The organism is Imbroritus primus (assembly GCF_964332355.1).
GTDB lineage: Bacteria > Pseudomonadota > Gammaproteobacteria > Burkholderiales > Burkholderiaceae > Imbroritus > Imbroritus primus.
Genome location: NZ_OZ201293.1, coordinates 1,320,688 through 1,335,532, shown reverse-complemented (window position 1 = coordinate 1,335,532; position 14,845 = coordinate 1,320,688). Strand labels below are relative to the sequence as shown.

Sequence of the window (14,845 nt, the reverse complement as noted above, 5' to 3'; positions counted from 1 at the left end):
CGTCAGCTGGGAGTCGGCAGGGAACATGGCGTCGCGCCTTATCGAAGCTTTGCGCCGCAGGCGGTGGCGCCTTCACGCACCACGGCCACTGCGGCTTCTACCGTCTCGTCCTGAAGGGTCGATCCAGTATCTTGCATGGTAATCCGGAAGGCAAGGCTTTTCTCGTCCTGCGCCAGGCTGGATCCGGCGTTCTTGGGGCGGAATTCGTCGAACAGGGCAATGGCCTGAACGATGCCGGCATGGGCGCTGCGCGTCACGGCGGCCTGCATGGCATCCAGTACGGACTGGACGCTGACATCCTGCTTGACGACCAGCGCGAGATCGCGTGTCACCGCCTGGAAGCGCGATACCTCGCGGTAGGCGGGCATGCCGATCGCGCGCATCGCATCGAGCGCCAGTTCGAAAATGACCGGCGACTGTGCCAGCTCGTACTTCTGCAGCAGGCGCGGGTGCAGCTCGCCGAGCCAGCCCGCGGGCTGGCCGTCGATGACGATGCGTGCCGAGCGGCCCGGATGGAGTGCGGGATGCTCGGCCTTTTCGAAACGCGCCTGCAGCGGCAGCAGGATGGTTTCCAGATCGCCCTTGACGTCAAAGAAATCGACCGGCCGCGTGGCCACGCCCCATTGCTCTTCGTCTGCGGGACCGTAGGCAATACCGCCCGCCATCACGGGTTGGCGATAGCCGGCGACGGTCAGCCCGCCATCTGCGACAGCGGCATCGCGCAGGAACACGCGACCGACTTCGAACAGGCGTACACGGCTGGCCTTGCGGTTGAGGTTGTAGCGCACCTTGTCCACCAGGCTGCCGATCAGCGTGGTGCGCATCACGGCCAGCTGGCTGGCGATCGGGTTGAGCAGGCGGATCGGCGTGTCATTGCCGGCAAAGTCGCGCTCCCACTCTTCTTCGACAAAAGCGAAGTTGACGACTTCCTGATAGTCGCGCGCCGCAATGCGATGACGGATGGCGTGCACGGAGCGCTGCGCTTCGTTGGTCGGTCGCATCTCGCTGACCGCGACAGGCGGATTGGCCGGAATGTTCTCGAAGCCGTAGATCCGCGCCACCTCCTCGATCAGGTCTTCCTCGATCTCGAGGTCGAAGCGGTAGGTCGGCGGCGTGACGGAAAACACATCGTCTTCGAGCGTATGCTCGAGACCGAGACGCGTGAAGATGTCGCCGATCTGGTGCGCGTTCAGCGGCACACCCAGCACGCGCACGGCACGCGCAACGCGCAGCTTGACCGGCGCACTCTGCGGCAGGTTGACGATCTGGTCATCCACCGGGCCGGCCTGGCCGCCGCAGATCTCCAGAATTAGCGCGGAAATGCGTTCGATGTGCTCGACCGTGGTGGCGTAGTCCACGCCCCGCTCGAAACGATGTGCGGCATCGGTGGAGAAATTGTAGCGGCGTGCGCGGCCCTGGATGGCGGTGGGCCACCAGAATGCGGCTTCGAGATAAATATTGGTGGTGTCGAGCGACACGGCCGTGGCATCGCCGCCCATGATGCCGGCCAGGCTTTCCACGCCCTGCTCCGCGGCGATCACACCAACGTTGGCGTCGAGTTCGATCGTGTTGCCATTGAGCAGCTTGATCTGCTCCCCCGGCTTGCCCCAACGCACGTCGAGACCGCCATGCACCTTGTCGAGATCGAACACGTGGGAGGGGCGGCCGAGTTCGAGCATTACGTAATTGGAAATATCGACGAGCGCCGAAATGCTGCGCTGGCCGGCGCGCTCGAGGCGCTGCACCATCCACGCCGGCGTTGCCGCACGCGCATTGACGCCGCGAATGATACGGCCGGAAAAACGGCCACAGAGATCGGGTGCGCTGATCTTCACGGGCAGTACGTCGGACAGTGTCACCGGCACCGGCGTCATGGCCGGCACCGTCAGTGGCAGGCCATTGAGCGCGGCGACTTCGCGTGCCACACCATGAATCGAGAGGCAATCGGCCTTGTTGGGCGTGAGCTTGATGACGAACACGCTGTCATCGAGCGCCAGTACGTCGCGCACGTTTGCGCCAACCGCCGCATCGTCCGCGAGGATCAGCAGGCCGCCATGGTCTTCCGAGAGCTTCAGTTCGCGGGCCGAGCACAGCATGCCGTAGCTTTCCACGCCGCGCAGCTTGCCAATCTTGATGGCGAAGGGCTTGCCGCCTTCTTCAGCCGGCGGCAGCACTGCACCGACCAGCGCGCACGGTACTTTGATACCAGGCTTGACGTTCGGCGCGCCGCAGACGATCTGCAGGGGTTCGCCACTACCGACGTCAACCATGCAGACGTTCAGGCGGTCGGCATCCGGATGCTTTTCCGTGGACAGCACATGACCGACGACGATCTTGTCGAATGGGGGCGCGACCGGATTGACCTCCTCGACCTCGAGGCCGGCCATGGTGAGCTGATGGGCCAGCGCCTCGGTCGAGAGCGGCGGGTTGACGAAGGTGCGAAGCCAGGATTCCGGGAATTGCATGGCGATGTGTCAGTCAGTCGTATTCGGTTTATCGGTGCAGCTTGTCGGTCGTGCGTTCGATGCGGCGGCTCAGGCGAACTGGCGCAGGAAGCGCATGTCGCCCTCAAAGAACAGGCGCAGGTCATTGATGCCATAGCGCAGCATGGTCAGGCGCTCGAGGCCCGAACCGAAAGCAAAGCCGATGTAGCGTTCCGGATCCAGGCCCATGTTGCGGATCACGGTCGGATGCACCTGGCCCGAGCCGGAAATTTCCAGCCAGCGGCCACTGCCGAACGCCATGTCGATCTCGGCCGACGGCTCCGTGAACGGAAAGTACGACGGGCGGAAACGCACCTGGATATCGTCGCTTTCGAAGAATTTGCGCAGGAAATCGGAATAGACGCCCTTGAGGTCGGCAAAACTTACATTCTCGGCAATCCACAAGCCTTCGACCTGGTGGAACATCGGCGAATGCGTGGCGTCGCTGTCGACGCGATAGGTACGACCCGGGGCGATGACCTTGATCGGCGGCATCGTATCGAGATGCTTGTACTTCTCGACATGCATGCGGGCATAGCGCACCTGCATCGGGCTGGTGTGCGTGCGCAGCAGCAGGAGCTTGCCGTCGCTGTCTTTGCCGTCGACGTAGAACGTGTCTTGCATCGAACGGGCCGGATGGTTGTCCGGATTGTTCAGCGCGGTGAAGTTCATCCAGTCGGTTTCGATCTCGGGGCCATCGGCCACATCGAAGCCGATCGAACCGAAGATCTGCGTGACGCGCTCCCAGGTCTGCATGACGGGGTGCAGGCTGCCCTTGGCGACGCTACGGCCCGGCAGCGTCACGTCGATCTGCTCGGCGGCGAGGCGCGCGTTCAGCAGTGCGTCGGCCAGTGCCTGGCGGCGGCCCTGCAAGGCCGCTTCGATACGCACCTTGGCCTGGTTGATGCGGGCACCTTCGGTCTTGCGCGTCTCCGGATCGAGCTTGCCGAGACCCTTCAGCAGTTCGGTCAGCGCACCGGTCTTGCCGAGAAAGCGTGCCTTCTCGTTTTCGAGCGAGGCATTGTCGGACACGGCGGCGAAAGCGGCTTCGGCGTCGGCAACGATTTGATCCAGATCCTGGGACATGACGGAAATCTGCTGAATGGTATGGAAATCAGGGTGGAAATGAAAAACGGGGCCCGGTGAGGAGCCCCGTCAATCAGACTGGCGCCACGCCGGCATCACGAGGAATGCCGAGGTGGTATGCGCCAAGCGTCAGACAAGCCAATCAGGCAACGTGGCTCTTCACTTGCGCGACAATCGCGGCAAATGCCGGCTTGTCGTGAATTGCCATGTCCGACAGCACCTTGCGGTCTAGTTCGATCGAGGCTTTCTTGAGGCCGTTGATGAACACGCTGTAGGTCATGTCATGCTGACGCACTGCCGCGTTGATACGCGCAATCCAGAGGCGGCGGAACACGCGCTTCTTGTTGCGGCGATCGCGGTAGGCGTACTGGCCGGCACGCATGACGGCCTGCTTGGCAACGCGGTAGACGTTGTTGCGGCGGCCGCGGTAACCCTTGGCTGCATTGATGACTTTCTTGTGGCGGGCCCGTGCGGTAACCCCACGTTTGACTCGAGGCATGGAATGCTCCTGAAGTAATTGTTAGGGTTAGGCGTACGGCATCATTGCGCGCACCGATTTCACGTCAGACTCGTGAACCTGGACTGCACCGCGCAGATGGCGCTTGTTCTTGGTGGTCTTCTTCGTCAGGATGTGACGCTTGAAGGCCTGGCCGCGCTTGATGGAACCGCCTGCGCGCACCACAAAGCGCTTGGAGGCGCTTTTCTTGGTCTTCATCTTAGGCATGAAACAACTCCGTTCTATATGGCGTACAGGTGACCGGCAAACGCCGATACTTGCATGACCCGCAGCCACTTGTTTTACGGTCGAGGTGGAAACCAAGCTCCATCTCGCCGTGTTCCGGTCACGCGCCGTTGCCAGCACGCATCCGAAATCTGCGTCGCGCCCGGAGGCGCGACGTGTCCTGCTGGAGGCAGGCGCCGAACGCTTACTTCTTGCGCTTCGGCCCCAGCACCATCACCATCTGGCGACCTTCCATCTTCGGCATCTGCTCGACCGTGCCAACCTCGTCGAGGTCGGCGCGCAGGCGTTCGAGCATGCGCATGCCGATGTCCTGGTGCGCCATTTCGCGACCGCGATACCGCAGGGTAATCTTGGTCTTGTCACCTTCTTCCAGGAAGCGCTTCAGGTTGCGGAGCTTGACGTTGTAGTCGCCATCGTCCGTGCCCGGGCGGAATTTGACTTCCTTGACCTGGATGACCTTTTGCTTGAGCTTGGCTTCGTGCTGGCGCTTGGCTTCTTCATACTTGAATTTGCCATAGTCCATGATCCGGGCCACGGGAGGCGCCGCGTTGGGCGCGATCTCGACCAGATCCAGATCCTTGTCCTCTGCCAGACGCAGGGCATCGAAGAACTTCATGATGCCAAGCGCTTCTCCATCTACCCCGACCAGACGCACCTCGGGTGCGGAGATTTCGCGGTTGATGCGGTGACCTTTTTCAGTAGCGATGTTGCTTACCTCTTATCCAATCAAATAAACAGGCCGTGCAGCCTCAGGACTTGTCTTGCAGCTCTTTACTGAGCCGCTCGACGAACGCGGACACCGGCATGACGCCAAGATCCACGTTGCCACGGGCGCGCACGGCCACCTGTTCCGTGTCCCGCTCCTTGTCGCCAACGACGAGGATATACGGGAGCTTTTGCAACGAATGCTCGCGGATTTTATACGTAATCTTCTCGTTGCGCAAATCGGCCGACGCCCTAAACCCTTGTTTTTTCAGCGTTTGAACCACAGAAGTGGCGTATTCCGACTGCGCATCGGCGATATTCAGGACTGCCACCTGCTCCGGCGCGAGCCACAGCGGGAGCGCCCCGGCGTGGTTTTCCAGGAGAATACCGAGGAAACGCTCGAACGATCCCAGAATCGCGCGGTGCAGCATGACTGGGCGCTTGCGGCTGTTGTCTTCGGCCACATATTCGGCGCCAAGTCGCTCCGGCAGCACAAAATCGAGCTGCAGCGTACCACATTGCCAGGAGCGGCCGATGGCATCCTTGATGTGATATTCGACCTTCGGTCCGTAAAAAGCACCTTCTCCCGGCAACTCTTCCCATTCGAGCCCGCATGCGCGCAGTGCGGTACGCAAGCCCTCTTCGGCTCGGTCCCAGACTTCGTCCGACCCGGCGCGCTTTTCCGGGCGCAGCGACAACTTGATGGCTACATCCTTGAAGCCGAAATCCTGATAGACCGACAGCGCCAGCTCGTTGAAGGCAATAGATTCGGAGACGATTTGGCCTTCCGTACAAAAGATGTGTGCATCATCCTGCACAAACCCACGCACACGCATCAGCCCGTGCAGCGCGCCCGACGGTTCGTTGCGGTGGCAGGCACCGAACTCGGCCAGCCGGAGCGGCAGGTCGCGGTACGAGCGCAGATCGTGGTTGAACACCTGCACATGGCCCGGACAGTTCATCGGCTTGATCGCGTAGTCGCGCTTTTCCGATTCCGTCGTGAACATGTTCTCGCGGTAGTTTTCCCAATGGCCGGATTTTTCCCACAGCGTGCGGTCCATCACCTGCGGCGTCTTGATCTCGCGGTAGCCGGCATCGTTCAGGCGCGCACGCATGTACTGCTCCACCGACTGCCACAGCTGCCAGCCCTTCGGGTGCCAGAACACCATGCCCGGGGCCTCGTCCTGCAGGTGGAACAGGTCGAGCAGCTTGGCCAGCTTACGGTGGTCGCGCTTTTCGGCCTCTTCCAGCATGTGCAGGTAGGCTTCCTGGTCTTCCTTCTTGGCCCAGGCCGTACCGTAGATGCGCTGGAGCATTTCGTTTTTCGCGTCGCCGCGCCAGTAGGCGCCGGCCACCTTCATCAGCTTGAAGACCTTGAGCTTGCCGGTGGACGGCACGTGCGGGCCGCGGCACAGGTCAACGAAACTGCCTTCGCGATACAGGCCGATTTCCTGGTCCTGCGGAATCGACGCAATGATCTCGGCCTTGTACTTCTCGCCCATCGACTCGAACAGCTTGACGGCCTCGTCGCGGCTCCACACCTCCCGCGTCACCTTCTCGTCCTTCTTGGCGAGTTCGGCCATTTTCTTCTCGATGGCAACGAGGTCTTCGGGTGTAAACGGACGCTTATAGGAGAAATCGTAGTAGAAGCCGTTGTCGATCACCGGGCCGATCGTCACCTGTGCATCGGGATACAGTTCCTTGACCGCGTAGGCCAGCAGGTGCGCCGTGGAGTGGCGGATCACATCGACGCCGTCGGCATCCTTGTCCGTGACGATGGCCAGATCGGCATCCCGCTCGATACGGTAGCTCGTATCGACCAGCTTGCCGTCCACGCGACCGGCCAGCGCCGCCTTGGCGAGACCAGCACCGATGCTCTGGGCCACTTCGGCGACTGTCACCGGCTCCGGAAACTCGCGGCGGGAACCGTCGGGCAGCGTAATTGCGATCATTCTGTTCACTCCGTGTCTATGTCTGGTCAGGCGGTATGCCCGGGGCACTTGCCAGCGCCGGCGGCGCATACAAAAAAAACGCGGCCTTGGCCGCGTTTTCCTGAATTTATCCGTCCGTATTCCAGCTTGGGGAAACCTGACGATGGCGGGAGACGCACCTCGGCTACTGTCGCTCGAAAGCGGTGGTAGTTCGCGGTGTCATAACCATCATGGTTGTAGGTTCCTGGGAAAGTTGGACTGCCGGATCAGCTGGATGCCAGGAAAAAAGCAATCCGCGCATATCCGGCAACAGCTTGCAAGTATAGCATTAGCCGCGGGTATCCAGCGGGGGAAATGACTTGACCAGATCGTCGATCGCCTTCACCTGCGCAAGGAAGGGCTCCAGCTTCGCCAGTGGCAATGCGCTCGGGCCATCGCATTTGGCGTTGGCCGGATCCGGGTGCGCTTCCAGGAACAGGCCCGCGAGGCCCGTGGCCATACCGGCGCGCGCCAGTTCCGCCACCTGCTCGCGCCGCCCGCCTGAGGCCGCACCCATTGGATCGCGCTGTTGCAGCGCATGCGTCACGTCGAAGATCACGGGCTTGTTGCCGCTGACCTTCTTCATCACACCGAAGCCCAGCATGTCGACCACGAGGTTGTCGTAGCCGAAGTTGGTGCCGCGGTCGCACAGGATGACATCGGGATTGCCGCACTCCTCGAATTTCTGCACCACGTTGGCCATCTGCGTCGGACTAAGAAACTGCGGTTTCTTGATGTTGATGGGTCGCCCCGTCTTGGCAAGCGCCACCACCAGATCGGTCTGGCGCGCGAGAAAAGCCGGCAACTGGAGCACATCGACCACCTCTGCCACGGGCTGGGCCTGCCAGGTCTCATGCACATCAGTGATGACCGGCACGCCGAACGCCTGCTTCACGGCCTCGAAGATACGCAGCCCTTCTTCCATCCCTGGGCCACGATAGGAATGGATCGACGACCGGTTGGCCTTGTCGAACGACGCCTTGAACACATAGGGAATACCGAGGCGCGCCGTGACCTCGACATAGTGCTCGCAGGCACGCAGCGCAAAATCGCGGGACTCGAGCACATTGACGCCGCCAAACAGGACAAACGGCGCATCGTTGGCAAGCGTGAAAGTGGAAAGACGCATGATGAAATCTGGGGACACGCCGGCGGACGCGCACATCGCGTCCTGCCGATACACATGACCGGATGGAAATGGACAGACCATAAGTGTAAGCCCATCCGTGCCGCCGGTCAGCCCGGTTTGCGGCTCGATGCCACCTCGCTCAGCGCCATGTCCGCAACAGCAGCTCTCCACCCAGCACCAGGAGACACAGCAGAAAGCCGCGCCGGAACAGCGGTGGCGAGATCCGGCTGCGAAGTATCTGCCCGAGCCACATGCCAAGCCAGGCGGGTACCACGGCAACCGCCGACCAGCCGAGCCGGGCCGCGTCGAAGGCGCCATGCCAGATCAGGCCGGCAGCCAGTGCGACTGTGGAGACCGTGAATGACAGCCCCAGCGCCTGCACGAGATCGTCGCGCTGCAGATCCAGCGATTGCAGGTACGGCACCGCCGGCACCACCAGCACGCCTGTGCCGCCTGTGATGACCCCGGTCGCCACACCCATCAGCGGTGACAGCCAGGGCTCCAGCCGCGCCGGCACATGTAGCGGCCGCGCCAGCAGCGTGTAGCTGGCATACACCACCAGCGCCGCGCCCAGCGCTGGCGTGGTCCATCCAGCCTGGCCGTCAGCCAGCAGGGCCGCACCAGCCACCGTGCCAGCAAAGATGCCGGCCATCATCAACCACAAGCGCCGCCATAGCGACGCCAGATGCGGGCCGCTCCACAACTGCCAGACATTGGTGACGAACGAGGGCACCAGCATGAGCGAAGCCGCCGCCACGGGCGGCATGACAAGCCCGAGCACGCCCATGGCAACCGTAGGCAGCCCCATGCCGCTGACGCCTTTGACGATGCCTGCCAGCACGAAGGTGGCGATGATCCAGAATGTCGTATCCATGCGGCTATTTACGCGCAGGCGATGACGCAGCACAATGCGGATGATCCGCAACCATCCTTCGGATCTACCGAAGGCTTCGGCCCACCACCGCAGCCAGGCACTCGATAAGGAAGCCTCTGTGCGTTTCGACCTGACCGACCTGCGCCTGTTTCTCCATGTCATCGAAGCCGGCAGCATCACCCATGGCGCCACGCGCAGCCACCTGGCCCTTGCATCGGCCAGTGAACGCTTGCGCGGTATGGAAGAGCAGGCCGGTGTGCGGTTGCTGGAGCGCAGCCGGCGCGGCGTCATCCCGACCGAGGCGGGCGATGCGCTGGCGCATCATGCGCGGCTGATCCTACGCCAGAGCGCGTTGCTGCAACGCGAACTGGATGTCTTTGCCGACAGCGACCGAGGCACGATCCGCCTGCTGGCCAATACGGCCGCGCTGACCGCCTTCCTGCCCGATGCCCTCGCCCCTTGGCTGGCCGCGCACCCACGCGTGCGCATCGACCTCCATGAACGTGCCAGCGCCGAGATTGCGGCGGCGCTCGATGGAGGACTGTCGGATATCGGGATTTTTTCTGCAGCGGTCGAACATCCGCGACTGACGACGCATCCGTTCGCGGTCGACCGGCTGGTCGCGGTCATGTCGGCCAGCCATCCGCTCGCGGATGCGCGCGCGCTGACACTCGACGCGCTGCGCCACGAGGCATTCATCGGCCTGCCGCCGGGCAGCGCCCTGCAGGCGCACGTCGATGCACACGCCCGCGCGCTCGGCTGCACGCTGAATGTGCGTATCCGCATGGCGTCGTTCGATGGTATCTGCCGGATGGCGGCAGAAGGTGTCGGCATTGGCATCGTGCCCGATACGGCAGCCCGGCGCAGTCCGCGCGGCCTGCCATTGCGGCGTGTCCGTCTGCCGGATCCGTGGGCCAGGCGTGAACTGGTGCTGGGATATCGCGATCTCGAAGGCCTGTCGCCGGCTGCCCGCAAGCTTGCCGCCCATCTCGCGACGCGCCAGAAAACAAAAAACCCCGCTGCCTGAAAGCAACGGGGTTCTTGCGATTTTTGTATCACGGTCGGCACCTGACTGCCGTGCCTTCGCCATGTTCCTACCGGAATATTGGTAGGCTCGATTGGACTCGAACCAACGACCCCCACCATGTCAAGGTGGTGCTCTAACCAGCTGAGCTACGAGCCTAGCGAAGGCGCGAGTATAGCACTACTTTCTTTTCGCAGACAATACCCCTGACACTTCCTGAATGTGGGCAAGAGCGCGCTGCAGCTGTTCGGACTCGCTGATCTCGGCGACGAACTGCATCTTCGCCACCCCCTTCGACGACATGGTCTTCACGCCGGTCACGTTGAGTTTCTCGCGTGACAGCACCTCCGACACGTCGCGCAGCAGCCCCTGCCGGTCGAGCGCTTCGACGAGGATGTCCACGGGATAGACGGCTTCGTTGCGCTTGCCCCATTCGGTCTGGATCACACGCTCGGGATCGCGGGCGGCGAGCTGCTGGAAAGTCGCGCACGACTTGCGGTGGATCGATACCCCCCGGCCACGGGTGACGAACCCGGCGATATCGTCCGGCGGCGCCGGCTTGCAGCAGCGTGACAGCTGGGTCATCAGCGAGTCGACGCCCACGACCAGCACGCCGCTGCGCGCGCCGCGCGCCACACTGGTGGCGCGGCTCTTGCGCGTGAATGCCTCTTCATCCGGCACGAATGGCGCTGGTGCGCCGTTGTCGCGCAATGCCTGTTCGACGTGGCGCAGACTCAGCTCGTCCTTGGCGACCGCCAGGTACAACTCCTCCGGCCCGCGAAAGCCGAGGCGCGTGGCCAGCTCTTCCAGGTTGACCGACGTCTTACCTTCGCGCTGCAAGGTCTTGTCGATAATGGCCCGGCCCTGCGCAGTCGTTTCCTGCAGTTCCAGCGCATTGAACCAGGCACGCACCTTGGCCCGCCCGCGCGAACTGGCGAGATAGCCCAGTTCCGTGTTCAGCCAGTCGCGTGACGGACCGCCCTGCTTGACGGCCACGATCTCCACCGTCTGGCCGTTCTTCAATGGCGTATTGAGCGGCACCATGGCGCCGTCCACACGCGCGCCGCGGCAACGGTGGCCGAGGTCGGTGTGCAGGTAGTAGGCGAAATCCACCGGCGTCGCACCTTGCGGCAAGGCAATCACGCGCGCCTGCGGCGTCAGCACGTAGATGTGGTCGTCGAGCGTGGCCTGCTTGAGCTGTTCCCACGGTGCCTCGTCACCGGACACGCGATGCGCGGCATCGTCCTTCCAGGCCAGCAACTGGCGCAGCCAGGCAATCTTTTCGTCGTACTGCTCCGTGGCGGAGAACTGACCGCTATAACCCTTGGCACCGGCTTCCTTGTAGCGCCAGTGCGCGGCCACGCCGTACTCGGCGAAATGGTGCATCTCGCGCGTGCGGATCTGCACTTCCAGCGCACGCCCGTCATCGCCGATAACCACGGTGTGCAGCGAGCGGTAGCCGTTGGCCTTGGGCCGCGAGATATAGTCGTCGAACTCCTTGGGAATCGGATGCCAGATGTGGTGCACGATGCCGAGCACCGTATAGCAGTCCTTCACATCGTCGACGATCACCCGGAAGGCACGCACATCGTAGAGATCGGCAAAGTCGAGTTCCTTGCCGCGCATCTTCTTCCAGATGCTGTAGATATGCTTGGGCCGCCCGGTCACTTCCGCACGCACGCCCGCGTCGCGCAACTCGGCATTGAGCCGGCCAATGGCCTCGGCGATAAACCCTTCCCGCTCGATGCGCTTCTCATCCAGCAGGCGGGCGATGCGTTTGTAGATCTCGGGCTCTGCAAAGCGGAAAGCCAGGTCTTCCAGCTCCCACTTGATCTGCCAGATCCCCAGGCGATTGGCCAGGGGCGCATACACGTCGAGCGTCTCGCGCGCCATGCCGGGCAGTGCCTCGCGCTTGTTCTGCGCAAGCCAGCGCAGCGTGGCCAGCCGCGACGCGAGGCGCACCAGCACGACGCGGATATCCTGCGCAAACGCCAGCAGCATCTTGCGCAGCGACTCGACCTGGTGCTGGCGCGCCTCCGCTTCGTTCTTCGATGATCCGCCCGCGCCGGCATGCGTGGCGATTGCGCCGATGCGCAGCAACTGGCGGATGTCGCGCACCAGCCGGGCCACTTCATCACCGAACTGCGTTTCGATCTCGGCTTCGGCGCCCGGCACTGCTGCGGCAACGGCGAACAAACAACCCGCGGCCTCTGCCGACGGGCCGACATCCAGACCTTCCAGCACCTTGAGCGTGCCCTGGGCATGGGAGAGCATGCTTTCGCCAGTAAAGACGGTATGCCCTTCCCCACGCACCCTGACAAAGTCGAGCGCCTGCGCTACCAGTTGCCGGTCGGCTTGCGCACCGCCGGAAGATTCACTCGTATTCATGCTGCTCAGCCGTTCAACGCTCCTGGATCACGGCAGCGGTCAGGACCACCTCGATGCCCCAGCGCGGATCGGCCAGTGCGGCCTGCACCGTGGCCCGCGGCGGTGCGGCACCTTCGGCCACCCATTCGTCCCAGACCGCGTTCATGGCACCGATGTCGGCGATGTCGCGCAGGAAGATCTGGCACGACAGGATATGGCGCTTGTCGCTGCCTGCCTCCGCCAGCAGGCGGTCGATGTGCCCCAGGACCTCGCGCGTCTGCGCGCTGATGTCTGCGTCGGGATCATTCTCGGGCACTTGCCCCGCGAGGTAGACCACGCCACGATAGATTGCCATTTCGGACAGGCGTTTGCCGACGTGGTGGCGAATCAGCTGGGTGTCCTGCATGCTGTGTGCTCCTGCTTCTCAATAAGGTCGTCAACATTATTCGGTAAAAAAAGCCTTGGCGATAGCCACCTGCTCCGGCTGCACGAACGTGGGCGCGTGTCCCACGTCGGGAATTTCCACCGTGCGCACGTGCTGGCCACGCTGCACCATCTCCGCCGCCGTCTCGCGTGTCAGCAGATCAGACTCCGCGCCACGCACCACCAGGGTCTCGCATGCCATGGCCTGGAACAGTTGCCACAGCATCGCTTCACCCTGCTGCACCATCTCGGGCGTCACCGCCTTGAACGGCACGGCAATCGCCGGGTCGTAATGCAGGCCCCATTCCAGTCCGCTGTCGCCTGGCATCGGCTTGAGGATCGCGCTGTTCAGCTCGCGCCACTGCTCCGGCGTATGGTGGCCGAACGATGCGCTGATGGTATGCAGATAGTTCAGGCCCTCGTCGAAGGTCTTGAAACGCACTGGCAAGCCAAGATACGCACCGATGCGCGTCAGCGAGGTCTCGGTCATGCGCGGCCCCACATCGTTCAGCAACAGTTTGCCGATCGGCGACCCCGCCTGGCCGGCGAGGCTGATGCCGATCAGGCCGCCCATCGAGGTACCGAACCAATCAACCTTGTCGACGTTGAGGCGTGCAATCAGCGTCACCATGTCGGCCACATACTGCGGGATGGTGTAGTACGCCGGGTTACCCAGCCAGTCGGACCGGCCGCGGCCCACCACATCCGGACAGATCACCCGGTAGTCATGGCTGAGCGCCTGGGCCAGCACATCGAAATCGCGACCGGTCCGCGATAGCCCATGTACGCACACCAGCACGCGCGGATTAGCCGGATCACCCCACTCGTGGTAGGCCATGCGGTGCAGTCCGGCAGGGCTCAGGCACTGCACGGTGGAAAGGCGCGGCGAAGCTGGCATGCGGTCTCCTCACTCCGGGTCGCGAACGGCGCGCGCCGAACGCTGTCGAAAACAGGATTGTACGCTGCAGCCATTACAATGCTGGAATCGGCATGGCTGCTGCGCCCCGCGGGGCGGCATCCGCCACGTTCGCCATCTCAGCCCAGGGGAATCCTCATGCTCAACGGCAAGACAGCACTCGTCACCGGCTCCACCAGCGGTATCGGCCTCGGCATCGCCAAGGCACTGGCGGCGCAGGGCGCGCACATCATCGTCAACGGCTTCGGGGACGTGGATGCGGCTCGGGCGGAGATCGCCCAGGTGGGCGCGGCACATGGCATCCGCACGGGTTACCACAATGCCGACATGAGCAAACCCGAGCAGATCGAAGCCATGATGGCATACGCTGACGCGGATTTCGGCGGCGCCGACATTCTCGTCAACAACGCCGGCATCCAGCATGTCGCCAATGTCGAGGATTTTCCGGTCGACCGCTGGGATGCCATCATCGCCATCAACCTGTCATCCGCCTTTCACACGATGCGCCTGGCGATTCCCGGCATGCGAAAAAAGAACTGGGGACGCATCATCAATATCGCCTCGGCTCACGGACTGGTGGCATCCGCCCAGAAGTCCGCCTATGTCGCCGCCAAGCACGGCATCGTCGGCCTGACCAAGACCGGGGCGCTGGAAACCGCTCAGACCGGCATCACCGTCAACGCCATCTGCCCCGGCTGGGTACTGACACCGCTGGTGCAGAAACAGGTCGATGCGCGTGCCGAGCACGGACACATCCCGGTCGAACAGGCCAAGCGCGAACTGCTGATGGAAAAGCAGCCGTCGGGTGAGTTCGTGACGCCGGAGCAGCTGGGCGCGCTAGCTGTGTTCCTGTGCAGCGAGGCTGCTACACAGGTGCGTGGGGTGGCGTGGAATATGGATGGCGGCTGGGTCGCACAGTAACGGTATCGACGTAACAGGCGCATATGACCCAGGTCTTTCGCTCACTCCGCCGCATTCGCTGGCACACCATGCTGTGTGCCCTGCTGGCTGTGCTTGCGAGTCTGTACCTGACTGCTGCCAGCGCTATGCCAGGCACTTGCATGTCCGCAGGTACCCCGGTCATGCCGCAGACGGATACGATGTCCTCGGAACCGATGGCTTGTGG

The 14,845-nt window shown here is 63.0% G+C and carries 13 protein-coding genes and 1 tRNA gene; 2 read left to right on the top strand and 12 right to left on the bottom strand.

Annotated features, from left to right (window positions below):
* Positions 1 to 38 precede the first annotated feature (38 nt).
* The 8 genes from pheT to ACQ3C8_RS06110 all read right to left on the bottom strand — a co-directional run bounded on the left by pheT (position 39) and on the right by ACQ3C8_RS06110 (position 8,989).
* Positions 39 to 2,465 carry a phenylalanine--tRNA ligase subunit beta gene (pheT, locus tag ACQ3C8_RS06145; RefSeq protein ID WP_428852835.1) on the bottom strand — a complete coding sequence of 809 codons (2,427 nt, stop codon included), beginning with the start codon at positions 2,463 to 2,465 and terminating at the stop codon, positions 39 to 41.
* Positions 2,466 to 2,534: 69 nt separating this feature from the next.
* The gene (pheS, locus tag ACQ3C8_RS06140; protein WP_428852834.1) at positions 2,535 to 3,569 is read right to left on the bottom strand and encodes a phenylalanine--tRNA ligase subunit alpha; all 1,035 of its coding nucleotides are present in this window, start codon (positions 3,567 to 3,569) and stop codon (positions 2,535 to 2,537) included.
* Between the two features lie 142 nt (positions 3,570 to 3,711).
* Positions 3,712 to 4,068, bottom strand: a complete 357-nt coding sequence (gene rplT / locus ACQ3C8_RS06135; protein WP_009522464.1) for a 50S ribosomal protein L20 — start codon at positions 4,066 to 4,068, stop codon at positions 3,712 to 3,714.
* 27 nt (positions 4,069 to 4,095) lie between these two features.
* Entirely contained in the window at positions 4,096 to 4,293 is a 198-nt protein-coding gene (rpmI, locus tag ACQ3C8_RS06130) for a 50S ribosomal protein L35 (RefSeq protein ID WP_009522463.1), read from the bottom strand.
* A 202-nt stretch (positions 4,294 to 4,495) separates the two neighbouring features.
* Complete coding sequence (gene infC, locus ACQ3C8_RS06125; RefSeq protein ID WP_083840368.1) at positions 4,496 to 5,017, bottom strand: translation initiation factor IF-3; 522 nt, start codon at positions 5,015 to 5,017, stop codon at positions 4,496 to 4,498.
* A 43-nt stretch (positions 5,018 to 5,060) separates the two neighbouring features.
* On the bottom strand, positions 5,061 to 6,968 hold the full coding sequence (gene thrS, locus ACQ3C8_RS06120; protein WP_428852833.1) for a threonine--tRNA ligase: 1,908 nt from the start codon (positions 6,966 to 6,968) through the stop codon (positions 5,061 to 5,063).
* A 307-nt stretch (positions 6,969 to 7,275) separates the two neighbouring features.
* Positions 7,276 to 8,115 carry a 3-deoxy-8-phosphooctulonate synthase gene (kdsA, locus tag ACQ3C8_RS06115; protein ID WP_009522460.1) on the bottom strand — a complete coding sequence of 280 codons (840 nt, stop codon included), beginning with the start codon at positions 8,113 to 8,115 and terminating at the stop codon, positions 7,276 to 7,278.
* A gap of 139 nt (positions 8,116 to 8,254) precedes the next feature.
* Positions 8,255 to 8,989, bottom strand: a complete 735-nt coding sequence (locus ACQ3C8_RS06110) for a sulfite exporter TauE/SafE family protein (protein WP_428852832.1) — start codon at positions 8,987 to 8,989, stop codon at positions 8,255 to 8,257.
* A gap of 118 nt (positions 8,990 to 9,107) precedes the next feature.
* On the opposite strand from ACQ3C8_RS06110, the gene ACQ3C8_RS06105 reads away from it, so the two are divergent.
* A complete protein-coding gene (locus ACQ3C8_RS06105) occupies positions 9,108 to 10,016 on the top strand; it encodes a LysR family transcriptional regulator (RefSeq protein WP_428853041.1) in 909 nt (302 codons plus the stop codon).
* Positions 10,017 to 10,095: 79 nt separating this feature from the next.
* Here ACQ3C8_RS06105 and ACQ3C8_RS06100 read toward each other — a convergent pair.
* The 4 genes from ACQ3C8_RS06100 to ACQ3C8_RS06085 form a co-directional block, all read right to left on the bottom strand.
* Positions 10,096 to 10,172: transfer RNA gene (locus tag ACQ3C8_RS06100), tRNA-Val, on the bottom strand.
* A gap of 21 nt (positions 10,173 to 10,193) precedes the next feature.
* Positions 10,194 to 12,401 carry a RelA/SpoT family protein gene (locus ACQ3C8_RS06095; protein WP_428852831.1) on the bottom strand — a complete coding sequence of 736 codons (2,208 nt, stop codon included), beginning with the start codon at positions 12,399 to 12,401 and terminating at the stop codon, positions 10,194 to 10,196.
* Between the two features lie 13 nt (positions 12,402 to 12,414).
* The gene (locus ACQ3C8_RS06090) at positions 12,415 to 12,786 is read right to left on the bottom strand and encodes a RidA family protein (protein ID WP_428852830.1); all 372 of its coding nucleotides are present in this window, start codon (positions 12,784 to 12,786) and stop codon (positions 12,415 to 12,417) included.
* Between the two features lie 36 nt (positions 12,787 to 12,822).
* Positions 12,823 to 13,701, bottom strand: coding sequence for an alpha/beta fold hydrolase (locus tag ACQ3C8_RS06085; protein ID WP_428852829.1), 879 nt, complete (start codon positions 13,699 to 13,701; stop codon positions 12,823 to 12,825).
* A gap of 156 nt (positions 13,702 to 13,857) precedes the next feature.
* Here ACQ3C8_RS06085 and ACQ3C8_RS06080 point away from each other — a divergent pair, with 156 nt between their 5' ends.
* Positions 13,858 to 14,640, top strand: a complete 783-nt coding sequence (locus tag ACQ3C8_RS06080) for a 3-hydroxybutyrate dehydrogenase (protein WP_428852828.1) — start codon at positions 13,858 to 13,860, stop codon at positions 14,638 to 14,640.
* Positions 14,641 to 14,845: the final 205 nt, after the last annotated feature.